The sequence below is a fragment of the Blastopirellula retiformator genome, from assembly GCF_007859755.1.
Taxonomy (GTDB): Bacteria; Planctomycetota; Planctomycetia; order Pirellulales; family Pirellulaceae; genus Blastopirellula; species Blastopirellula retiformator.
Map to the genome: position 1 here is coordinate 674,066 of NZ_SJPF01000001.1, position 21,801 is coordinate 695,866.

20 protein-coding genes are annotated in these 21,801 nt (G+C 59.0%); 6 read left to right on the forward strand and 14 right to left on the reverse strand.

Annotated features, from left to right (window positions below; genetic code table 11):
* Positions 1 to 444 precede the first annotated feature (444 nt).
* The 4 genes from Enr8_RS02850 to Enr8_RS25215 all read right to left on the reverse strand — a co-directional run bounded on the left by Enr8_RS02850 (position 445) and on the right by Enr8_RS25215 (position 3,580).
* Positions 445 to 1,503 (reverse strand): hypothetical protein, encoded by a 1,059-nt coding sequence (locus Enr8_RS02850; protein ID WP_146429104.1) that lies wholly within the window; start codon positions 1,501 to 1,503, stop codon positions 445 to 447.
* Between the two features lie 100 nt (positions 1,504 to 1,603).
* On the reverse strand, positions 1,604 to 1,813 hold the full coding sequence (locus Enr8_RS02855; protein WP_146429105.1) for a hypothetical protein: 210 nt from the start codon (positions 1,811 to 1,813) through the stop codon (positions 1,604 to 1,606).
* A gap of 53 nt (positions 1,814 to 1,866) precedes the next feature.
* A complete protein-coding gene (locus Enr8_RS02860; protein WP_146429106.1) occupies positions 1,867 to 3,432 on the reverse strand; it encodes a hypothetical protein in 1,566 nt (521 codons plus the stop codon).
* Positions 3,425 to 3,580 (reverse strand): hypothetical protein, encoded by a 156-nt coding sequence (locus tag Enr8_RS25215; RefSeq protein WP_186767401.1) that lies wholly within the window; start codon positions 3,578 to 3,580, stop codon positions 3,425 to 3,427. Before Enr8_RS25215 ends, Enr8_RS02860 begins: the two co-directional genes overlap by 8 nt.
* Before the next feature lie 263 nt (positions 3,581 to 3,843).
* On the opposite strand from Enr8_RS25215, the gene Enr8_RS02865 reads away from it, so the two are divergent.
* A complete protein-coding gene (locus Enr8_RS02865) occupies positions 3,844 to 4,545 on the forward strand; it encodes a hypothetical protein (RefSeq protein WP_146429107.1) in 702 nt (233 codons plus the stop codon).
* Here the strand turns inward: Enr8_RS02865 and Enr8_RS02870 are convergent.
* The 3 genes from Enr8_RS02870 to Enr8_RS02880 all read right to left on the reverse strand — a co-directional run bounded on the left by Enr8_RS02870 (position 4,542) and on the right by Enr8_RS02880 (position 6,821).
* Positions 4,542 to 4,796, reverse strand: a complete 255-nt coding sequence (locus Enr8_RS02870) for a hypothetical protein (RefSeq protein ID WP_146429108.1) — start codon at positions 4,794 to 4,796, stop codon at positions 4,542 to 4,544. The two genes, Enr8_RS02865 and Enr8_RS02870, sit on opposite strands and share 4 nt — an antisense overlap.
* A gap of 76 nt (positions 4,797 to 4,872) precedes the next feature.
* Positions 4,873 to 5,586, reverse strand: a complete 714-nt coding sequence (locus tag Enr8_RS02875) for a hypothetical protein (protein WP_146429109.1) — start codon at positions 5,584 to 5,586, stop codon at positions 4,873 to 4,875.
* A gap of 71 nt (positions 5,587 to 5,657) precedes the next feature.
* Entirely contained in the window at positions 5,658 to 6,821 is a 1,164-nt protein-coding gene (locus Enr8_RS02880) for a serine hydrolase domain-containing protein (RefSeq protein ID WP_146429110.1), read from the reverse strand.
* A gap of 226 nt (positions 6,822 to 7,047) precedes the next feature.
* Here Enr8_RS02880 and Enr8_RS02885 point away from each other — a divergent pair, with 226 nt between their 5' ends.
* A complete protein-coding gene (locus tag Enr8_RS02885) occupies positions 7,048 to 7,443 on the forward strand; it encodes a hypothetical protein (RefSeq protein ID WP_146429111.1) in 396 nt (131 codons plus the stop codon).
* Between the two features lie 13 nt (positions 7,444 to 7,456).
* A complete protein-coding gene (locus Enr8_RS02890; RefSeq protein WP_246119924.1) occupies positions 7,457 to 8,518 on the forward strand; it encodes a DUF1559 domain-containing protein in 1,062 nt (353 codons plus the stop codon).
* A gap of 215 nt (positions 8,519 to 8,733) precedes the next feature.
* Here Enr8_RS02890 and Enr8_RS02895 read toward each other — a convergent pair whose 3' ends face one another.
* The 4 genes from Enr8_RS02895 to Enr8_RS02910 all read right to left on the reverse strand — a co-directional run bounded on the left by Enr8_RS02895 (position 8,734) and on the right by Enr8_RS02910 (position 12,101).
* Positions 8,734 to 9,615 carry an alpha/beta hydrolase gene (locus tag Enr8_RS02895; protein ID WP_146429112.1) on the reverse strand — a complete coding sequence of 294 codons (882 nt, stop codon included), beginning with the start codon at positions 9,613 to 9,615 and terminating at the stop codon, positions 8,734 to 8,736.
* Between the two features lie 92 nt (positions 9,616 to 9,707).
* Entirely contained in the window at positions 9,708 to 10,331 is a 624-nt protein-coding gene (locus Enr8_RS02900) for a DUF4272 domain-containing protein (RefSeq protein WP_146429113.1), read from the reverse strand.
* Between the two features lie 13 nt (positions 10,332 to 10,344).
* Positions 10,345 to 10,896, reverse strand: coding sequence for an ankyrin repeat domain-containing protein (locus tag Enr8_RS02905; protein WP_146429114.1), 552 nt, complete (start codon positions 10,894 to 10,896; stop codon positions 10,345 to 10,347).
* Positions 10,897 to 10,946: 50 nt separating this feature from the next.
* The gene (locus Enr8_RS02910) at positions 10,947 to 12,101 is read right to left on the reverse strand and encodes a site-2 protease family protein (RefSeq protein WP_146429115.1); all 1,155 of its coding nucleotides are present in this window, start codon (positions 12,099 to 12,101) and stop codon (positions 10,947 to 10,949) included.
* A 733-nt stretch (positions 12,102 to 12,834) separates the two neighbouring features.
* On the opposite strand from Enr8_RS02910, the gene Enr8_RS02915 reads away from it, so the two are divergent.
* A complete protein-coding gene (locus Enr8_RS02915; protein ID WP_146429116.1) occupies positions 12,835 to 13,131 on the forward strand; it encodes a hypothetical protein in 297 nt (98 codons plus the stop codon).
* A 120-nt stretch (positions 13,132 to 13,251) separates the two neighbouring features.
* Here the strand turns inward: Enr8_RS02915 and Enr8_RS02920 are convergent, their stop codons facing one another.
* From Enr8_RS02920 to Enr8_RS02930, 3 genes are all read right to left on the reverse strand, one after another.
* On the reverse strand, positions 13,252 to 14,697 hold the full coding sequence (locus tag Enr8_RS02920; RefSeq protein ID WP_146429117.1) for a sigma-54-dependent transcriptional regulator: 1,446 nt from the start codon (positions 14,695 to 14,697) through the stop codon (positions 13,252 to 13,254).
* A gap of 290 nt (positions 14,698 to 14,987) precedes the next feature.
* Positions 14,988 to 16,550, reverse strand: coding sequence for a glycoside hydrolase family protein (locus tag Enr8_RS02925; protein ID WP_146429118.1), 1,563 nt, complete (start codon positions 16,548 to 16,550; stop codon positions 14,988 to 14,990).
* A gap of 410 nt (positions 16,551 to 16,960) precedes the next feature.
* On the reverse strand, positions 16,961 to 19,393 hold the full coding sequence (locus Enr8_RS02930; protein ID WP_146429119.1) for a DUF4159 domain-containing protein: 2,433 nt from the start codon (positions 19,391 to 19,393) through the stop codon (positions 16,961 to 16,963).
* Positions 19,394 to 19,684: 291 nt separating this feature from the next.
* On the opposite strand from Enr8_RS02930, the gene Enr8_RS02935 reads away from it, so the two are divergent.
* Positions 19,685 to 20,641 (forward strand): AAA family ATPase, encoded by a 957-nt coding sequence (locus Enr8_RS02935; RefSeq protein ID WP_146429950.1) that lies wholly within the window; start codon positions 19,685 to 19,687, stop codon positions 20,639 to 20,641.
* A 261-nt stretch (positions 20,642 to 20,902) separates the two neighbouring features.
* Positions 20,903 to 21,799: a DUF58 domain-containing protein gene (locus tag Enr8_RS02940; RefSeq protein ID WP_146429120.1), complete on the forward strand. Its 897-nt coding sequence runs from the start codon at positions 20,903 to 20,905 to the stop codon at positions 21,797 to 21,799.
* Positions 21,800 to 21,801: the final 2 nt, after the last annotated feature.

Here is a 21,801-nt window from a genome sequence, read left to right on the forward strand (position 1 = left end):
TCGCCGCAGCCCCATAATTTTAGGCGGCTTGGGCGATTGGGGGGGCAGAATTGCCCGCTATATCATTGGCTGCAGATTGGACGCTTGGCTGGGGAGGGAATGGGCCGCCAGTAAAATCACTGCATACACGATGGCGGTTGTGTTGATTGCAGTGATTTTGGCGGGCTGGCGGGTGAAATGCCGTTCCCACGGATAGCGGTTTCCAGCGGTATTGCTGGGGGGACGACTTTCCCAGCCGTGCCGCCTCGATGGCGGCGACGTCGATCTTTTTCATGGTCATCATCGCGTTGAAAGTTCGCTGATCGCTTGCATCAGCACGGCCGGCGTGATCTACCACGCGAGGCCCCACTTGTCTTTGCAACAGTGGTTCTCGTAGAAGGGCGTAGGTCCAGCGAATGGACTATTTTGCTGTGCCAGTCAACGAGAAGCAACAGACCGCCAAGTCTACGGCGTCGCGTACTTGGCTTTCGTCGCGGCGTTAAACTTTTTGATCGCATCGTCGCAGGTGCGGTTCTCGAACTCGTAGTTCCACGGTTCGATGTAGCGCATCCTCAGCTCTTCGGCCTGCCGGAAGACGGCGGTGTAGTCGCCATTGGGAAAGCGTTGTTGCTGGTCGGAGCGGCCGATCACCTGGCCGTAGAGATCGCCTTGGTACTTCTTCAGCAGCGTGATCAGATCGCCTTGGTAGTTCGTCTTGCCCGAGATCCACCACATGGCGATGCCGACGCGGTCTTCGTATTCGGGTTTTTGGAACTCCTCGATCAAGCGAGCCGGAATCTTGGCGCTGCGGAACAGTTCGTGCACTTCAAAGGCGGCCGCTTTGTCGGGAAAGGCTTTCATGACGCTTTGAGTCGCACCGGAGGCCGCTTTCACCCACAGGTCGCCAAACTGCTGTTCGGCATTGCGATCACGCGGGTTGATGCCCGCGACCGTTAGTAGCGTTTCGGTCGCGACGCCGTTGAAATGCCCTTCGACGCCGTTGCTGGTCATCTGCGGCACGTAGACCAGTTTCAGACGTGGGTCGGCGTTGTACTTTTCGCCCACCGCTTTGAGCATCGCTTGCAGACGCTGCTGAACGACCGGATTCCAGTACTTGGGCATCTCGACCGGGTTAGCGCGAAATCTCATCGAGAAGGTTTCGACCCCGAGCTGCGAGACCAACCAGCTGGGCGACAGCGCTTCGCGTTGCGGAAAAGATCGGGGAGATCGCTCGGGCGCGACGGTCGAGGTCCAGCCGCCATGGATCGCCAAGGTCCAGTTCATGCCTGACTTCAGCATCGCGACCTGACGCTCGATCGGGGCGAAGTCAAACTTGCCGGGCTCCGGCTCGATCTCGCTCCACGTAACGCGCACCAATCCCCCTTGCATCAGCGGGTTGTCCACTGCCCGCGGCGTGATCTTGCTGGCATAGGCGCCGGTCGGTTTGTCGACCTCTTTGCCGGCAGCGGTGGTGACGGCGAACAGGGAAACGAGCAGGAGCCATAGCGAGGATGTAGTTTTCATGGTGGTTTTAATCCCGAAGTGCGCGAGAAGTTTCGGGATTTTGGATATTCAGTTCGAAAATGCCTCGCAATGTTCGCTTGGCGAACGGCATTTGAACGACTTACGGAGACTCGATTCCGTTCTTCGCACGAAATTGGCGATCGAATTCAGAGAAAGCCGTTACCTGTCCGGCGTCCATGGCGTCGATGCCAGCCTGCAACGCCAATCGTTCCCGTTCGTTCCTTATCAGTCCATTCACGAACTGTTCGACGTCGGCGTAGCCCGCTGCCAAAGAGCGCTCCAGCGCGTCATCGAGAATTTGAATTCGCATTCGACTGTTCCCCAAGCAGATCAGAACTTGCCCGGACAATCGCCCGCGCCTGCTTACGCCGCTTTCTTCTCTTCCTTCGCCACCGTCATGCGCCGCGGCAGCCAACCTTCGCCAATCACATGCAGGGCCACGCGGTCTTCCAGGTTGGGGCGGAAGACGGTCAGCAGCAGCAGCGGCATGTACCACGCCAGGTAGGTCGTACCGTCGTTGGCGTGCCAGAACTGAGCGGCCAGCATGATTGCGGCGCTGCAGCTGAGCATCGTGCCGAGGTTCTTCTGAGCCGGCCAGAACGCCAGCCCGCAGGCACAGATCACAAACGCCACCAAGATCGGAATTCGGAAGTCGTTCGAGTAGATGAAGTAATTCCAGAAGCCGGTAAAGCCTTCGCTGCGGGGACTCCACAGACCGAACATCGCGCTGAACTGGTTCAGGAAGGTCGTGACGTTGGGCGCCACAATCGCCAGCGTCAGCACCAGCAGCACCAACATCGCGGCGACGCCGAGCGCGAAGCGAACCACTCCGCGTTGCCAATAAAAGCTGACCCACAGCGGCAGCAGAAACAGCGGGTAATAAACGGTGCCGATCGCCAGGCCGAGGAAAATGCCGGCCCACATCGGGCGTCGATAACAGAGGATCGCCCAGACCAGCAGGGCGCCTGGCAAGACGTGATCGACGCGCCCCGTATAGAGGGCGGTGTACGGAAGCAGCAGATACAGGAACGCGGCGCCGATCCCCATTGAGAGATTCTCGAAGTGGCGATAGCCGATCAGCACCACGCCGACCAACAGCGCCAGATTCGACAGGATCGCGACCAGCTTGGTCAGGATGACGATGATCCGCTGGCTCTTCGCTTCTTCGTCGGTCGGCGCTTCGGCCTGGGCGAATTGCGAGGTCGGGATGCGCGGCAAGAAGCTGAGCAGGCGATAGCCGGGCCCAAAGTGCCGCAGCGACTTTTCGACTTCTTCCGAGTCGCCGCTCGCCAGCATAATCTCGGCGGCGCGAATGCCGCGGACGTCGGCGTCGCTGGGGCGACCGACGATGATGTTAGAAATCAAAAAGGTGAACAGCGCGATGCTCATGAACATCATGGCGCCGACGGTGACGTTCGGCTCCAGCATCGGCCGGCGGACCATCGTTGGATCGATGAAGAGCCGCACGACGATCAGCCCGCTGAGACAGAAGAGCCAGATGTAGCCATACTTCTCGAGTTGGCGACCTAGCTCTCGCGCCTTGATGCGATCTTCTTCCTGCTGGTCGAAGTCGGAAGGTTGTTCCGGCAGCGGCACCACTTCGGCCAGTTCCGGTTCTTTGTCGGGTTCAAGATCAAACGAGTCGGAGAGTTCGGCCGAAGGGGGAACCGGCAGTTCGCTCCCCGGGCCGTCGGGCGGCGCATCGGGATTGACCATTGCGATGACCGGCTGCGACGACTCTAGGATCTTCTGCTGGCCGAAGTGGACCATCAGCATGCCCGGTGCGAGCAGAATGATCAAAAAGATGTCGAGGTTGCGGACGCTCCAAACCCGGTTGAACTTAAAGTACAGACCAATCGCCAGCAGCGACGCGACATAAGCCCACGTCGAGGGATTGATGCTCTCGTACTGAAAGAGGATCTCACGCATCGTTACTTTCGGCGTGAGCCTGGCCGCACTTGCGCATATCGGTACCACCGCCTAGCGAAACGCGGAGGCCTTCCTGTCGGGAAAGGGAAGTCGGGTCAATCTCTTCAGCATATTCGTTTTCAGGCCAGTTGCAAGAACGAGCGGACATCTCCGCTGACCCTGGCGATGACGTAAGCCGTTATAAAAATTAGGCTTGCGCGAACAGGGCGAGCTGTGACGCCTAGCGCCTTCCGCAGCAGGATACCGCGGTACGGATCTCCCAAAAAACTGCTCCAATGGGGGCTTTGCTCGCCATCGGATCAGAAAAGCTTCATGAACCGAATGCGCCGACCTGTGCCCATTCTTCATTTTCCCCAGTTAGCCTAACGCGGTATTGCGCCAATTTGGGAACTGGGGAAAAACGGGGCCAGAATGTCGGACGAAGAGCGGATTCGCTTCAAATGCGACGCCTGTAATCAGACGCTCAAAGCGAAAATGAAGCACACCGGGCGTAGCTTTAACTGTCCGCACTGCAGCGCCAAGATCCGCGTTCCGAAGCTCGAAGGCCAGAAATCGGAGGCGGACGACAGCGGCTTACCGGTCGATTCCCAGCCGCCGGCCAGCGACAAGCAGGGCTCGCCCAAGATCAAAAGCGTGAAGCCAAAATCGCGCGATCGCTCGACCGTCATCCTCAAGCAAAGTCCCCCCGCCAAAGAAAAGCAGAAACGCTCGGCCCGCAAGTTGGGCGTTGAGTTTGAGCCCGATGTCAGCGAGCGCGAGCTGGAACAACTGATCCAGTGGGCCAAGCAGAATCGCAAAGAACGCATCAAAGCGGCGACTGACAAGTTCCAGGCGATCGTCAGCGAGATCACGCCGATTGAGTGGATGGAAGAAATGGTCGTCCGCCGCTATTCAGGATTGCTGATCCTATTTGACGAAGACGAAATGGAAGACAACGCCGACCAGGCGTCACAGGCCAACCCGCGACTCTTCACGACCGAGGATCTTTCGCCCGAAACGATCGAGCGGCTGCTCGAGCAACTGCCGCAGATTTTTGTGCGGGACGAAGAGGGGAAGTTCTCGGTCCGGCAGAGTACCTTGGCGACGTATCAGTTTGATGATGATGAGGACTAAATCGCCTTCTCATCCGGCAGCGTAATCTTCAAATCTCGCAGCATCTGCTCGTGCTTGCGACGTTGATCGTCCGAGACGGTCAACCCCAGGAAATCCTTTAGCCATTGCTCCAGTCGCGCCGTTTCCACCTGGTTGGAGCGGCAAATTTCCGTGAAACTTTGCAAGCGACTGGTCATGTGCTGCAGTTCTGCGGGGCTGGCGGTTGGCAAATGGCGTTCGTAGACCTCCAGGCCGCGATCGCAGATTCGCATTTTCGCTGCGCACTCGAAATGCATGTAGTCGTTGAGCCCGGTCCAATAGCTGAGCGCCAGTCGGTCGTTTTGGCGATCATGCGGATAGTTGTCGAGATAGAGACGCAGGATACCCTCGTTTAGCTTGTCGTTGTTGGAGTGAAGCAGATAGGTCCCCCAGTCGAATGCGATGATCTGAGGTTCCGGGGCTTTGCTCGCGGCGAGCGTCGCACCTGGCTAACATCTCGTCCGCCGCTTGCCCATGATCGGTCGTTTCGAGCAGACGCTTGATGCGATCAATTCGCTCCCGTTCGGCGCTGCTGGGGAGTTGTAGTTCTTTGCAATTCCAGGGCGTCGCTTCTTTTCGCCGGAACCGGGCGAACACCGAATCGCCCACTTTCGGCCTGCGATCGACCTCTTCCAAGTCGTAGTGTTCGATCAGCACTTCTTCGAGGTCGAGCGTATCAGCGGGCCCCTCTGGACCGAAGAGGCGTCGCGTTATCTTGAGTCGGATACGATAAATGGACTGTTGCCTGCCGGCGATTGCTCCCAACCCAAATCGAGCAACCGGAAGCTCACGCAACAATTCGACTTCGACAAGCTCTCCCTCGACCCAGGACCAATTGCGATCGGCGATGAGAACGCCGAAGAGGTTGTCGGTCACATCGATTACTTGCTTGGGAGCGGGGTCGCCAAGCCGGAATAGCGGTTGAGCCAGCGATGGCGAGGCCGTGAGCAGGATCGCGCTAAAACAGAGAATCAGCGCTGGCGTTGTAGAGAAGCTTAAGCGGAGGAGAAGACTTCGTTTCACGGGCGACAATCCTGCACGAAGCAAAGCCCTCGCCGCCGCCCATAACGCGGCGGCAAGGGGAGGTTCGCAGTTTACCGCTGCGCCGCTTCGACCGCCAACGTTTGAAACGCCTTTCGGACGTCGCTGTCATCGCCGTTGCCGAAGCCGCTGCGCTGGATCATCAGCACGAAGATCATCTTCTTTTCCGGATCGATCCAGCCTTGCGTGCCGAAGGCGCCGCCGTGGCCGAAGGCGCCGGGGCTGAGCATGCCGGTTACGCCCTGCGGCTCGCGAACCAGGTAGAAGCCGAGACCCCAACCGCAGCCGGCGGTAAAGCCGGTCTTTAGATCGCCCGTCTGTAGCTTGGTCATTTCGGCGACTGCCGATTCGGACAGATACCGCTTGCCGTCGGCTTGACCGCCGTCGAGCATCATTTGGTAGAACTTCACCAGGTCGGCGGCTGTGGTGACCAAGCCAGCGCTGGGGTTGGGGCCTTTGACTTTGCTCGGGTCGCTGTAGGCGTTGCCCGAGGCCTTAAGCGTGCCGGGCTGCTCGCCGGGCGAATAGATCTGGGCGGTCCGGGCCTGTTGCGTTTTGCTGGGGAAGAAGGTGGTGTCGTTCATCCCAAGCGGTTGGAAGAGGCGCGTTTCCAGGAACTTCTCGAGCGGTATTCCGCTCACCACTTCGACCGCGGCGCCAGCGACGGTCAGGCCCGGGCTGTACGACCATTTGCTGCCCGGCTCAAACAGCAGCGGGCGAGTGGCGACCTCTTTGGCGGCGTCGCGCAGCGAAGTCTGAAACGATTGGCTCCCCTGAAAACCGGCCGTGTGGGTCATGCAGTCGCGGAAAGTGATCGGCCGTGATGGCGACTTGCCATCTTTCAGCTTCACGTCGGCAAACTCGGGCAGGTATTTGGAGACCGGCTCGTCGAGCGATAGTTTCCCTTCGTCGACCAGCATCATCACGGCGGTGGCGGTGATCGGCTTGGTCATCGAGGCGATGGCGAACATCGTGTCGGTCGTCATTGGGCGGTCGGTCTCAAGCACCGCTTTGCCGTCGGCGGCGTGGTGGATGATCTGGCCATCCTTGGCGACCAGGGTGACCGCTCCGGCGATCTTGCCTTCGTCGGCGAACTTTTGCATCGCAGCCGAGATGGGGGCGATGTTGGGGGCAGTGGCTTTGGGGGGGGCGGCCTGGGCGAGCGGCGCCAGCAGCAGAACGCTGACCAGGGAGAGCAGGGTGGTGGGGCGACGCATCAGGGGGCTCCTGGGGGTGGAATATTTGGCTGGGAAACACCCAATTTAACTGAAAACTATGCGGTTTTCCTCCTTCTGAGGGCAGAATGCATGGTTTCGACGAGAAGTCCGTGAAGAATTGACGTTTGCCGTTGCCTTTGCGGCGGATCGGGTTAGGATAACTAGCAGCTTGAGTGCAACTGAGTTGCAAGTTTGGTCCGGATTTCAAATTCCCATGCAGAGCCTGATGGCCAAATTCGTCTTCCTCGCCTACGTCGCTTCGGTGACGCTGGCTCCGGGACTGCACGAACTGTCTGGCTGCCAGCATGCCCACGCACATTCGCACGCTCATGACCATTCGCACACTGGTCACGATCATCACCATCACGGGTATGATCATGACCATGTTCACTCGCACGCGGCCGGTTCGCCGCGGACGGTAGTCTGGGCCGATGTCGAACTACAGGGCGATTCGCACGAATGTGCGATCTGTCGTTTTCTGGATCAGAACCTGACGCACGCGTCGACCCCGCTGGTCGACGTGGCGGAAGGAGTCGCTCTGACCCGGGAGTCCTCGACTCCCGCTTCGCCGCAACTGGCGATTTTCTCTCCGGTTAGCCCTCGAGCTCCGCCGGTCGCGTAAGTAGTGCACAGCCATGGGCTGCGCACGCCAATCTTGCGACCTGATCTTGGGTTGCGGCGACAGCGCCGTGATCTTCCGCTCCGATCCCTGTTTCGATCGGGCCGGGACCTCGAGCCTATCCATCTTCACCGGAGAGCAGAACGTGCAGAAGCGCGACGCATTTACGTTGGTAGAACTGTTGGTTGTGATTGCGATTATCGGCATTTTGATCGCCCTGTTGTTGCCGGCGGTGCAGCAAGCCCGCGAGGCGGCTCGGCGCATGTCGTGCACCAACAACCTGAAACAGATCGGCCTGGCCAGCCACAACTATCACGACACGTTCAAGACGTTTCCGTCGGGCTGGATCGCGACGGTCGAAGGAACCAACACGCCGTTCGCTCATGGCGAGCCTGGCTGGGGTTGGGCGGCGCAGCTGTTGCCGATGATGGAACAGCAAAATCTCGTCGACAGCATGATCGATTTCCGGTTGTCGATTCGCGATTCGGCGCATGCGACGGTTCGCGTTCATCATGTGCAAGGCTATTCGTGTCCGTCCGATCGGGCGCCCTATACGTTCGAGGCGCATGAAGAAGACCACGGCCACGCCGACACCGGCAGCGGTTCGCACGACGAGTTAGAACTGGCTTCGGCCAGCTACATTGGCGTGTTCGGGTCGACCGACAATGGCGCCACGACGATCGAAGATTGCGAATCATTTGGCGCCGGCACGAAGTGCGCCGGCAACGGGGTCTTCCATCACAACAGCGGCACGAAGTTCGCCGCGATCACCGACGGCACGTCAAACACCTTCTTCTGCGGCGAGCGGAAGTTTACCGAAGAATCGCCGTCGACCTGGCTCGGTTCGCTCAGCGAATCGGAGTACGCGATCGAACGGATCTTGGGGATCGTCGACGATCACGCGCCGAACGACGACCACAACCATCCCGAAGATTTTCGCAGCCAACACCCGGCCGGCACCAACTTCGCCTTCTGCGACGGTTCGGTCCACTTGATCGTCGAGACGATCGACCTGCAGGTTTATCGCAACCAGGCCAATCGTCAGGACGGCCAGGTGATTCCGTCTGACGCTTTCTAGGCGATTGCGGAGATAGACAAACGAAAAGGGGAACCGATCGTTCGGTCCCCCTTTTCGTTTCTTGGGCGCCATTGCCAAGTCTTCGTGGCAATGAATGGATGCTGCTATTGGGGGTAGGATTGCTTGGCAATGCCACGCCGACAACGGGATGGAACCGCATTCCTTCGGCTTGCGACTCGGGCTACGATTGCCACCCGCGACCGATATTTTGGCGGCTACTTCTTCGCTTCCAGCACGCCTTGCTTTTCCATGAAGGTCGTCACCACCTTCGGCCAGTTGGTGACTTCATGCTCGGTCGGTCGCAATCCGTAGCCATGTCCGCCGGTCGGGTAGACGTGCAGTTCGGCCGGGGTCTTCAGACGCTTCAGGCCCATAAAGAAGGCGACGCTGTTGTTGCAGGGGACCGGATCGTTGGCGGCGTGGATCATGATCGCCGGCGGCGTGGTTTCGGTCACTTCGGCCCGGTCGTTCAGCTCGACGCTGTCGGGCTCGGTCGTCAGGTAAGCGGGATAGACCAGCACCAGGAAGTCGGGGCGAGCGCTTTGCTTGTCGGCTTCGTCGATTTCGTCGTACGTCTTCAGGTCGTGACCGACGCCAGTGATCGCGGTCAGATTGCCGCCGGCCGAAAAGCCGAGCAGGCCAATCCGATCAGGATCGATGCCCCACGCTTTGGCATTCTGGCGGGTCAGGCGAATCGCCCGCTGGGCGTCTTGCATCGGACCGGTTTGGTAGTCCCCCTTGGCCCGGGGAACGCGATAGTGAAGCACGACCGCGGTGACGCCGATGTCGTTGAGCCACTTGGCGACTTCGGTCCCTTCCAGGTCGTAGGCCAAGATGTTGTAACCGCCGCCGGGGCAGACGACGACCGCGGCGCCATTCTTTTTGTCGGCTGCCGGCTGATAGACGGTGATCATCGGCTTGGTGACCTTGGTCACTTTGCGGCCGCTCCGCTGATCGATCTCTTCGACGATTTCTTCTTTGACGCTCGGGTCTTGGCCAGGAACCTGGCCGGCCGGCCAGAGAATGACTTCGACATTCTCAGCAAACGCCGGAGCGGCGATCAGCGCCAACAGAGCGGCGGCAAGCAGCGATTTCATAGCAGAGTCCTTCAGAATGGGGCGGGGGGGATGCAGTGGCGAGAATAGTCGACGCCGCGCCGGGATGCAACTTGGGGAAGTCTCGCTTGCCGCTACGTATCGACCGTCACGTCATCCCAATGATCAGCGTCATAGATCCACTCAAACGCGTAGCAGCGTTGCCACAAGACCGGGTATTGCAGATCGCGCGGCAGCGGGCTGCGCCCTTTCACCGCTTGGCGAACGTAGCAATGCAAATTGTAGTGGCGATCGTGCTCGGCCAGGATCTCGCCGGCGGGGCGCAGCTGCGCCGATTGGACGAACGCGTCGATCGAACCTCCCAGCGGCGGGATCAGTTCGTCGACCAGCTTAGCCGTGTCGCATGTCTTGGTCGGCAAGCCGAGGGTCGTGATCTTGCCAATTGTCCAGAGCAACGCCCAGGCCGCTTCGGGGCGCCAGACGGCGATTGAGCAATTGCGCTCGGACGGTTCGTCCGCTTTCAGCAGCGCCAGTTCCCAGGGAGAAATGTCGCCGGTCAGACCTTGCGAGTCGAGCCATTCGAACACTTCGCCGCCGTCGACGCCATAACCGACCGCCGCGACGCCGTGCAAGATCAGGATGCGGCGGGCGATCTCGACCGCCGTTTCGGGCAACGCTTCTTCGCAGTCGGGAATCGCCGGCACGACCTCTTCGCTCCAGACCTTGTGAGCGATGGCGAACTGTTTGGTCGTCGTCATGAGGAACGCCTACTTAGACTTCTTCCCGCTCCGCTTCCAGTTCGTAGGCGGTTTTCGCCCCATGCTGGCGGAGCAACTCGATCACCGCCGGATCGTCGGTCCAGTCGATCGCGGCCAGGCGGCAGCCGGGGTCGTCGTACAGATTGTAGAGCCGGTTCAGTTCGACGCCGGCTTCGACCAGCAAAGTGGCGTACCGCAGGCGACGCTCTGGCGTCAGCTTCCAGTTCAGCGCCGAGACGAGCGAGCGATCGAGATTGGGATTGGCGCCGCGGGCGATCAGCAGTTCGACCACTTCGTCCTTTTCCGACAAGATCGCCGCATGCAACGGAGTATCGCTGGTCGGAATCGTCTGAACGTCGATATTGTAGCCAGCGTCGAGCATCGCCGCGACGATCTCGGCGCTGCCATGTTTGACGGCGACGCTTAGCCACGGACGCTTGAGGTCCTCGGTGGTGACGAAGTCTCGGACCAGCGAGGGGTTGGCGGCCAGGACTGCTTGAACCTGCTCTAGGTCTTGGGCGTAAATGGCGCGGCCCAAGGCTTGATTGGCGGACTTATCGAACAACGGACGACGCTTTCCTGCGAGCGGAACGGAAGGGGGGGAAAGCGTCTATTCTAACCCTGACTTTGCCGCAGCGCCGACCGGATGGCGATAAACTCGCCGACGTTTTCCAGGTCGAGCACGCCCACAATCTGGCCATTGGCGACGATCGGCATCGAGTTACAGGCGCCTTTTTGCAGCCGTTCGTAGGCGATTTGCAGCATTTCGCTGGGCGTAGCGACCTGAAAATCGGTCCGCATCACGCCGCTGATGGGCGCCTGATTGCCGTTCTCGGCCAGGGCTTTCAGCAGATCGTGCTTGGTCAGCATGCCAACCACTTGGCCGCCGTCGACCACCGGAAAGTCTTGCTGAAAGCCGGCCAGCACGTGACTGGCGGCGACGCCCAAGGTTTCGTCGGGGCGAACCGTCTCGAAATGGGTAATCATCACGCTGCGGATTGGGATGCCGGTTAGCGCGAATTTCCGCTGCACCATCGACGCTTCGGCGGTCGCTCCCATCCAGACGAACAGCGCAATAAAGACCAGGAGCGGATTGTAAAACAGGCCGAAGAAGCCGAACAGAAACGCCATCAACTGCCCGACGCCGGCGGCGACCTGCGTGGCCTGAACGTAGTCCATATTCATCGCCAGAAAGGCCCGCAGCACCCGTCCCCCGTCCATCGGAAAGGCGGGGAGCAAGTTGAAAATGACCATCACCACGTTAAAGCCGAACAGGATGAAGCAGACGGCCGCCGTCTGTTGCCAGAAGGTCAGGTCGGTCATCGTCTTCATCGACGCGTTCTCACCAAAAGCCGAACCAAGATACTGCAGGGCGAGATTGCGATCGGTGGCTAGGCTGCCGATTAGCAGCGCCAGGACGAAGAACAGAATTGCCAAGACCACGTTGACCATCGGGCCGGCGAGCGCCACGACCAGCTCTTGTTTCGGGTCTTCCGGCATCCGTTCCAGCCGAGCGACGCCGCCGATCGGCAGCAGCGTGATGTCTTTCGTACCGATTCCGTAGCGCCGCGCGGCCAGGGCGTGTCCCAACTCGTGCAGCACAACGATAAAAAAGATCGCTGCGACCATCGCCAGGCCAAACAGGGTATCGCTCAGATCATCGCCGCGCGTCCAATGGAGCGCCGCGAACCAGACCAGAATGATCAGGAAGGTGAAGTGGACGTACACGCCGATGCCGAACAGGGTGCCGATCCGTAACGACCATTTCATACTTCAAACGCCTTTCGATCCCAGGTTGCAAAAACTAGTTGAATTGTAGAGCAGAAACGACGCGGCGAACCAGATTGCGCATAAAAAAACGCCGCACCCAAATTTGGGTGCGGCATCTTGCTGAGCTTCAGCTATATCAATTTGTTACGACGCGGAACTAGTTGCCTGTTGAAAAATGCCACGAGGGCATTTTTCAACAGGCAGCTAGGGTTAGCCCCGATAGCGAGAGCTATCACGGCTGACCAGTTGTTGAAAGGTTCTGTAGAAGTGCGGAAGAAGATCGACCCAAGTGCGAAAGAGTTCGCGAGCAAGAAATAAAAAAGCCCGGCGCGCGATTGTTAGGAGTCATCGCGCGTCGGGTTCACGCTACGGGGTGCTTACCTAACGCTCCGTGTAGCGTCCCTGTCCGACCGCGGTCATCTGGAGCCAGATCACCGAAAGGGCCCATCAGCCGGACATTTGTAATCTAGGACGCAATTCCGAAAGACGCAAATTTATTTTTTGCGGCGTATTCGGCGCGCTAGAGCGGTTTTCCTTCATCTGTATCGTTCTGGCTGGTTGCGGCCGCGCTGGTCGGCGTTGACCTGCATCGACGAATCTTGAGGATTCGCCTGCTTCGGTCGCCTGGACCAGCTTGCCTCACTAACGCCAGAAACGCTACAGCTATCAGAAAAACGCTCAAGGGCCACCGCTAACCTCGCAGCACTTTAAATTGCTGCGCAATGAACATGACGTGCGCGCTCTCGCCCCACGTGTCGCTCTGCTGTCGGATCAGGCGAAACCTCGGATGTTTGGGGGTGCGGCGATCGGCGGCGGAATCGGAGCAATTGTCGCCGTCAGCTCGGCCTTGATCGTCGGAGGAGAAATGGCTGCCAGTACCGCTCCGCTCGGCTTGGCCCTTACCGGCGCCATTGTCGGGACGCTGCTCGGCGGTTTTACCGGTTGGGGAATTCCCCGTGACCAAGAGGCGGACGTGATGCGAATGTTAGCTGGCCGCCGTGGCAGTTCATTGCTTTGCCGAGTCGTCTGACCCGACCGATCGAATTGCCGAAGGGGTGAATATGGCCGAAGAAAGCCGACTCCATCATGCCAGCTGAGCTGGTTCGCTTCTTGCCAGCGGCGAATCGAAGCCAAGCGAAAGGGGACGAATCTACTCGTCCCCTTTGACCACCTGTTCGACCGTGATGCCAAGCGCCCGCATCTTGTGGCGAAGGCTGCCGCGGGTGATCCCCAACAGCGCCGCCGCTTTCGACTGATTGCCGGCCGTCTTGTCGAGCACGAACGACAGCAATCGCTGTTCCATCCATTCGAGCGATTCGGCGTACATATTTTCAGAGCCGCGCGATTCCAGTTGGGTGAGGAAGACGTCAAACGCATCTTCGTCGCTCCCCTGCGATTCGCCGCTCGGGCGAATCGGCGCCGCCCCACCAAACAGTTCCGGCGGCAGCCACTCTGGCGCAAGGACGGTCGACGTCGCCATCAGCATCGACTTCCGCAAAACTTCTTGCAGCTCGCGGATATTGCCGGGCCAGTCATACGCCTTCAACCGAGCCAGCGACTCGGCCGAAAGACCGGTGATCTCTTTGCCCAACTGCTTGTTGAACTGCTTCAGGAAGTACTGAACAAGTTGCTCCAGATCGCCGTCCCGATCGCGCAGCGGCGGGATCGCAATCTCAAACGACTTGAGCCGGTGGAATAGGTCCAAGCGGAAGTCGCCGTCGGCGATCATTTCTTCCAGGTCGCGGTTGGTGGCGGAGATGATCCGCACGTCGGTGGTGATCGTTTCGGCGCCGCCGAGCCGCTCCAACCGCTGATCCTGCAGCAAGCGCAGCACCTTGGCCTGGATCGTCAGGGACATGTCCCCCACTTCGTCCAGGAAGATCGTGCCGCCGTTGCACTGCTCGAACTTACCAATTCGCCGCGAGTCGGCCCCGGTGAAGGCGCCTTTTTCGTGACCGAACAATTCGCTTTCGAGCAACGTCTCGCGGAGGGCTGCACAGTTGACCGCCAGGAACGGTTCGCTGTTGCGATTGCTGTGTTGGTAAATTGCCCGGGCGATCAGCTCTTTGCCGCTGCCGCTTTCGCCCCGGACCAGGACGTTGACGTTCTGGGCGGCGACGCGGCCCACTTCTTTGTAGACCGCCAGCATCTGCGGGCTGCGACCAATCAGCAGGTCGCCGCTTTCGTTCTCTTCGGCTTGCTGCGACGTCAGGACGACCGGCTCGTGCATCAGGCGGCGGTTCTCGATCGCCCGCTCGACCAGTTCCTGGACCATGCCGACATCGAGCGGCTTAACCAGGTAGTCGTACGCGCCGAGCTTCATCGCCTCGATCGTCGTCTCGCTGTCATCGCGACCGGTGACGAAAATGATCGGCAGCTTGGAGTCGATCTGGCGGATCTGCCGAGCCAGGTCGAGACCATTGATCTCCGGCAGCATGATGTCGAGCAACAGCACGTCGATCGTGTGTTTTTCGATCAGGGGGATGACTTCGGCCGCGCGCTGCGAGGTTAGTACATCAACCTCGCTTCCTTCGAAGCAACGCTGGACTAAGCGCGCTACGGCACGATCGTCGTCAACGACAAGAATCTGCGTCATAGATGTCTTAGAGATGTGCGGGTCTTCCGCGTCCCTCCTCAAAGGTAAGTCCCGGCTATCGAAGTTTATAATGCAACGTATTGATCAGTCTAGCTGCCTGTTGAAAAATGCACTCGTGGCATTTTCCAACCTCGCCAGGCTCAGAGCGCATCCCTGCGATCACGCAGTCCGTCGAGAAAATCAACGGACTGCTAGTTGCGTCACGGCAAGACGAGGGGATTGGGCGAAAGTTCGCGACTCGCCCGCAATTCGTGGGGAATCTTCGGCAAGTTAGGTTAGAGGAATTGCGGTTATTGTGCGAGCGTCTCATCCGTCGACACCGGTCGATGCATCCGTTCGAGATGAATTTGATCGATATCCAGGCAGGCGCTTTCGACGTAAACGCCGATTTTACCCTCAGAAAAGGTCTGATCGGCCAGCGAAATCACGATGCGATGATCAATGGAAAACTCGATGTAACTGCCGTAGGCGACCAGGCGAATCTCGCACGGACGGTCCAAACGGCTCCGCCAATAGCCGGCCTGTAGCGTGTCAAAGCTCATCATATGCTCGCCGGTAGCCCCATTATCGGTCCGCCAAGAGCGCAATTGTGCGACGCCTCGATACATGTCGAGTGATAGAAAGTAGCCATCCTGCGAATCGGGATCGATCCGGAACACCAGCCCGCATTTGCCGTTGCCCTGCATGTCGAGCCGGGCCCTAAGGCGAAAACAGTTGACCGTCGCGCCGAATAGAAACGCCTGAAACCCATAGTCGTTGCGGAGACGAATCGAGCCGGCGTCATGGTTCACCTCGGCCGAGCCATCTTTGTCGGTCAGCATCTTCGAGATCTGAAACATCTGCGGCGTCGCATCGGCCTTGATCTCCTGATCGAAACCTTCAAACGACGCGACCTGCAATTGTCCATCCGAAAGCTGTCTGATTCGCTTCGGCGGCGGCAGCAGGTTTTTGACCGTGCGGCGGGTGATGTCGTGCGAGTAGAAGTTCCAGATCATCGGGCCATGGTCGTCAAAACAGATCCGCCCGGCGTAGTTCCCCTTCGGTAGCAGCACGTTGTCAAAGAAGTTCGCCCACGGCTTTTCGAGATCGGCGGCGTGCCAGTAGCGGATCTTGGCGTCTTCCCGAATACTGCCGATCAAGTAGCGTTCGCCCCGCAGTTTCATAAGGTTGGGGACTTCGATGTCGTCGTACAGGCCTGGGTGAAACAGGCTGGGGTGCGCTTCAAATTGGTTCTCGGCCGTCTCTTCCATCAGCGAGACGCAGCCCCGTCGGCAGACCGGGCCATCGGGAACCCGCGCCGCCGCCATCAACCAGCCGCGCCCTTCGTCGTAATAGTAGAAAGGATCGCGGAAACTGATCCAGCGGCGACCTTCCGACAGTTTGCTTTCGTAATAGGGCGCCGGGGACTCGAGCGGGAAATGGCTCTCTTCGTCGTACGGCGCATTGATCAGACTCGGCGGGGCGTCGGTGATGCGACAACGCTTGCACTGATTGACCCAGCGGACCGGCGATTTGACCCATTGGTAGAGGTCGTCGCTGGTCGCCATGCCCAGTCGCTGCACCAGGCCGTTGTCATGCTGCGACAGCCCGGTGTAGAACATCCGCCACGAGCCTGGCTTGTACGGATTGGGGGAGACGTGCATCGTCCACAGCATCGAGTCGTCCCACGCCCCGGGGTGCCCGATGAACAGCGCGTTTTCGACCCGATGCCACGCTAGCCCGTCATCGCTGACCGCATGGGCGATAAAGTCGTGATTCGGCAAAACGAGATGAAACAGATGGTACATCCCGTCGTGATACACGACGTCAACGTCCCCCATCGTTTTTCGGCCGCTATCCGACTCATGGTACATACGCGTTTTCGCTCCAGCTGCGAGATCAAGGATTTGCCTTCAATCTAGCATGTTTTGGCTTGCGTTCCGACCGCAATCCCCCCGGAGTAGCCGCCACGCAAGCTAAGGAATGCGGCCGCAAGCAAAATGACGAATGTCTAATGCCAAGAAGCGAAGTCTCTTTCTTCGATTAGACATTGGTGATTAGTCATTAGCAGTCCGTTGATTTTCTCATCGGGCTGCTGGATCGCAGGGATGCGATCCCAAAATAGCGACGTAAGTCGTTATTTTGCGAGCCGCGAAGAGCTATGCTCTGAGCCTGGCGAGGTTGGAAAATGCCACGAGGGCATTTTTCAACAGGCAGTTAGACATTTCCGGCCGCACTGCCTCGGTTCGCGCCTCGCGCTTCGTGTCAGACATGCGGCTGGATGCTATTGCTGCATCGCGTACAGCAAGATGTTGGCGGCGATCCGGGCGGCGTCTTCGCGGATGTAGCCTTCGCACTGCAGCGACGAGCCGTTCTCCATCGCGCAGCTCAAGTCGAGCGGTGAGAAGACCGCGACCAGGCGATCGTCGATCCACAGCCCCTCCAGTTTGGGCGACTGCCGGGTTTGCGTCGCCTGCAGGCCTTCTCCCTCTTGGCGTTCCTGTGGATCGTTGACCGAAACGGTGGTGATGTCGAAACCGTTGTACGCTTCGGAGAAGATCGGATGATCGAGCGGAATCTCTTTTAATTCGGCATCGGGAAACATCATTTTCATTTCGCGACGGAACGCCGTCGTGAAGGGAACGCTGGCGCAGATCGCGTCGGCGAACAGGAACCCGCCGCGATTCAAGTGATCATAGATCGCGGTTCGCTCTTTCGGCGTGAACTTGAAATCGCGACGACCATGCATGAACAGGATCGGAAATTCGTACAGCTTTTCGTTGCTCGCCGGAATCAAATGAGGCGACGCGTCAAAGCGGAAATCCAATTGACGCCCGGCTACCTTGACCATGTTCGAAAGCGCCGCCGGAGCGTCATCGGCCCCGCCGGTGTGTCGCACTTTGCCGACGATTAGCGTGTTGCGGGTCTGGCCATCTTCAACCCCCAACGAGTCGTCAATTTCGACTTCCTGCAGTTTTTCTTTCAGCTTGCGGCCGGTCGCGTAGGCCAGCACGTTGGCCCCGATCAAGTTGCCGGCTTCGATCCTGGCTCGCACTTTTTCGGGGTACTTGGCGACCGCTTCGCTGCGGTTCAGTTCCCAGAAGCAGCCGAGATCTTCGGGGCAATAGACGACGCTGGTGCGGCAGCAAGCGTCGATCCCCAACAGCGGCTTGGCATACTCGGCCTCGACCGGCGCTTCGGCAAACCAGATCGGATGGTCCGGCGGCAACAGCCGCAGCGGCGCTTCGGGGAAAAGCCGTTTCATCAGCGCGCGGAAGTCGGCGTCAAACTGGGCGCCGCCACACGCCGCTTCGGCAAAGACGAAACCTCCTTGCTCGATGTACAGCTTCAGGCTCTTTTCCTGTTCCGCCGTTAGCTTCAGGCCATCGCTGCCGCTGATCCACAAGACCGGCGTTTGCAGCAGGTCTTCGGTCGTCGCATGCTTGGCGTCGATTACCTGCCAGGTCATCCGCTGGTTGCCCCACCGCGGCTCGATGAAGTGGGTCAAGTTGGCGATGTCGCTGCGATGGCGATTCCAGTCGTGGCTGACGGTCCGGCGGGGGCCGTCGGCGTCATGCTTGTACTTGGCGATCAACACCGGGCGGCGTCCCTTGGCCAAAAACAGCAGGGCCAGCGAGGTCGCGACCGCCGGGTGCGAGACTTCGGCGTTGCCCGTCCCACGCCACGATCCGCTCAGCGAGTCCTGATTGTTGACCAGCATTTCGGCGCCTTCGCGATACCAATCGTGATCACCGATAAAGCGGCGACCGCCTAAGCGTCCTACGCGTTCGACTGCGTAGAGATAGTAAAGCAGATTGAGCGAATCGCCCCCGTCGGCCGGGTTGGTGTAGACGGTAAAGTTGCGGCCCAGCCAGTTGTAGCCATCCTCGATGGCGTCGTTGGGCGTTTGCTGGCCGCAGCACTGGATCGACTCGCCATTGACGACGGCGTCTCCCTCGGCCAGACGTTTGGTGGTGATGATCATCGACGAGATCCCGGCTGCGGTCATACTGCCGCGCCCCGGCGAGTTGGGCAAATAACCCCACGATCCATTCGGGTTCTGCGCTTTCTCCCAATAGTCGTGCGAAACCCGCCAGGTCGGTTCGTCGACTTTCGCCCCCACATGGGCCGCTTCGTCGAGGGCCAAAATGGCGAATTGCGTGTTCGAGTTATCGCCGCCGCCGCCGCCGCGCGGGTCGGAATAGGTCCACATGCCGCTGCGATCGCCGCCCCGAATTTGAATGCCCGACAGTTTTTGGGCGTCGGCGACGATCTTCGCCTTGCGACCGACGGGATCGGCCAGGCCATACGCCATGATCTGCAGACTAAGGGCGTAGGTGTGCTCGGGCTGGCCAATTTTCGCTTCGAGATAGCCGAGGGCTTTGACGATCGCCGGATCATCGGGGTCGACGCCACTTTCGATCATCGCCAACATCACCAGACTGGTGACGCCGCCAGGTTGACCTGGGTATTCGGCCCAACCTCCATCGGGTTGTTGTTGCTTGCGGAGGAAGTTGATGCCGCGGGAGATCGACTCGTTGACCAGCTGCGGCGTAACCGCCTGACCGCCGCGGCGCACGTGTTGCGCTGCAGCCGATGGCAAATTGATCGACAAAGTCGCCGCAATCGCCACAATCGCCAAGGGTGCATAGGCAAACTGCGTAAGCTTTTCAGAGATCGAAAACAGGCTAGCTGCGTCGCGACTGTTGGTCGACATAAATATCTAACTTTTCAATAGTTAACGCAGTTGATGAAGCGCCCGTACACGTTGCCGCCGACGGCTGGGATTTCTAGAATCACGCTGTCTGGACGCATCATCCCCATATTTTAGAGCCATTCGGCGTTTGGGGGCGACAAAATTGCAAATTCCATTCGCACTCCGAGTAATCGGCTTCGCCTCGACAACCCGTAGCCGGCCAGTGATTTCAGCCCAGTAGAGGATCGCTTCGTGGCAAAAACCCGCAACCTTGGCGAAGTACTACAAGAGTTTAAGCAACAGCGGCTGGTGATGCAGCAAGAGTTGCAGAAGGTCATCGTCGGCCAGGAAGACGTTATCGAGCAATTGTTCGCCGCCATCTTTACTCGCGGACATTGCCTGTTGGAAGGGGTGCCGGGCTTGGCCAAGACGTTGATGGTCAGCACTTTGGCCCGCGTTCTCGACATGCAGTTCAAGCGGGTGCAGTTTACGCCTGACCTGATGCCGTCCGACATTACCGGCACCAATGTGTTGGAAGAAGACGAGCATGGCCGCCGTAACTTCCGCTTTGTCGAAGGGCCGGTCTTCACCAACATTCTCTTGGCGGACGAAATCAATCGTACGCCTCCCAAGACGCAGGCCTCGCTGTTGCAAGCGATGCAGGAGCGCGAGGTGACCGTCGGCCGCGAGACGTACGATCTGCCTGATCCCTTCTTCACGATCGCCACCCAAAACCCGATCGAACAAGAAGGAACCTACCCGCTGCCGGAAGCGCAGCTCGACCGCTTCATGTTCAACATCATCATCGGCTATCCCACGCTCAATGAAGAAGAGCGAATCTTGTCGACCACTACGCGGCAAGAGAAGGTCGAAGTGCGCAAGATCTTCTCGGCCCGGGCGATCCTCAACATTCAAAAGCTGGTGCAGTCGGTCGCCGTCAGCGAGTACGTGGTGAAGTATGTCGCCCGACTGGTTCGCGCGACCCGGCCGAAAGATCCGGAGACGCCGAAGTTCGTCAAAGAACTGGTCGACTGGGGCGCTGGTCCCCGTGCCGGACAAAACCTGATCAACGGCGGCAAAGCGATCGCCGCGATGGAAGGCCGGTTCTCGGTCGCGATCGAAGACGTCAAGAAGATCGCGATCCCGGTACTCCGTCACCGCATCAGCACCAACTTTCAAGCCCAAGCCGAAGGAATGACCAACGAAGACGTCATCCGCAAACTGCTGGAAGAAATCCGCGAACCGGAAGTGGAGAAATTCGAGAAGTAAGTAGGTCAGGCCTCGGCCTGACGCCACCCCGCAAACCAACAATACGCGAGCCCGCAGCGCCAGCGAGGGAATGGAATCGGAAATGTCTAATGACTAGTCACTAATGTTTAATGCCAAGAAGCGAAGTCCTCTCCCTCATTAGGCATTAGTGATTAGGCATTAGTGATTAGGCATTAGTCATTTTGCTTGCAGCCACATTCCCTCGCTGGCGCTGCGGGCTCGTGTAAAGCTTGGCCATCCATCAACGCCCTACAAGATCCTATGTCCACCGTCGAGAGCTACCTCAAGCCTGAAGTGATCCGCCAGATATCGCGGCTCGACTTGCGCGCTCAGTTCGTCGTGCGGGGGTTCTTTCAGGGGTTGCACGCCAGTCCGTATCACGGCTTCTCGGTCGAGTTCAGCGAGCATCGTCGCTACGAACATGGCGATGATCCCAAAGACATCGACTGGCTCGTCTACGCCAAGACCGATCGCTACTACATCAAAAAGTTTGAAGCCGAAACCAATATCACCGGCTACCTGGCGATGGATCTCTCGAAGTCGATGGGCTACACCTATCGCCAAGAGATGACCAAGTTCGACTACTCGATCTCGCTGGCGGCGGCGCTATGCTACTTGATGGTGCATCAGCAAGACCCGGTTGGGTTGGTGACGTTCGATACCAAGATCCGCCAGAGTCTGCCGCCCAAGTCGAAGCGGAAGCATCTGGGGGACGTCCTTTCGTTGTTGGCCAACTTGCAGCCGACCGGCGAAACCGACATCGCCCACAGCTTGTCCCAACTGGCCGCGATGCTCAAACACCGGAGCGTCGTGATGATCTTCAGCGATCTGTTGTCGGATCCCGAAGAGGTATTCAAGGCGCTCTATCAACTTCGCCATCGCCAGCACGACGTGATCTTGTTTCACGTGCTGGACGAAGCGGAGGTGACGTTTCCGTTTGATGGGATGGTCGAACTGGAAGACCCCGAGTCGAACGAGACGCTCAAGCTGGACGCCAATAGCTATCGCGCCGACTATCGTAAAGAGGTGGAAGCGTTTCGCGAGCGCTATCGCCGCGACTGCGCCAAGGCGGGCGTCGACTACGTCGAGCTCGACACCAGCATGCCGTTTGACAAGGCGCTGACCGAATACCTGATTAACCGCCGCACGAGGTTTTAAGC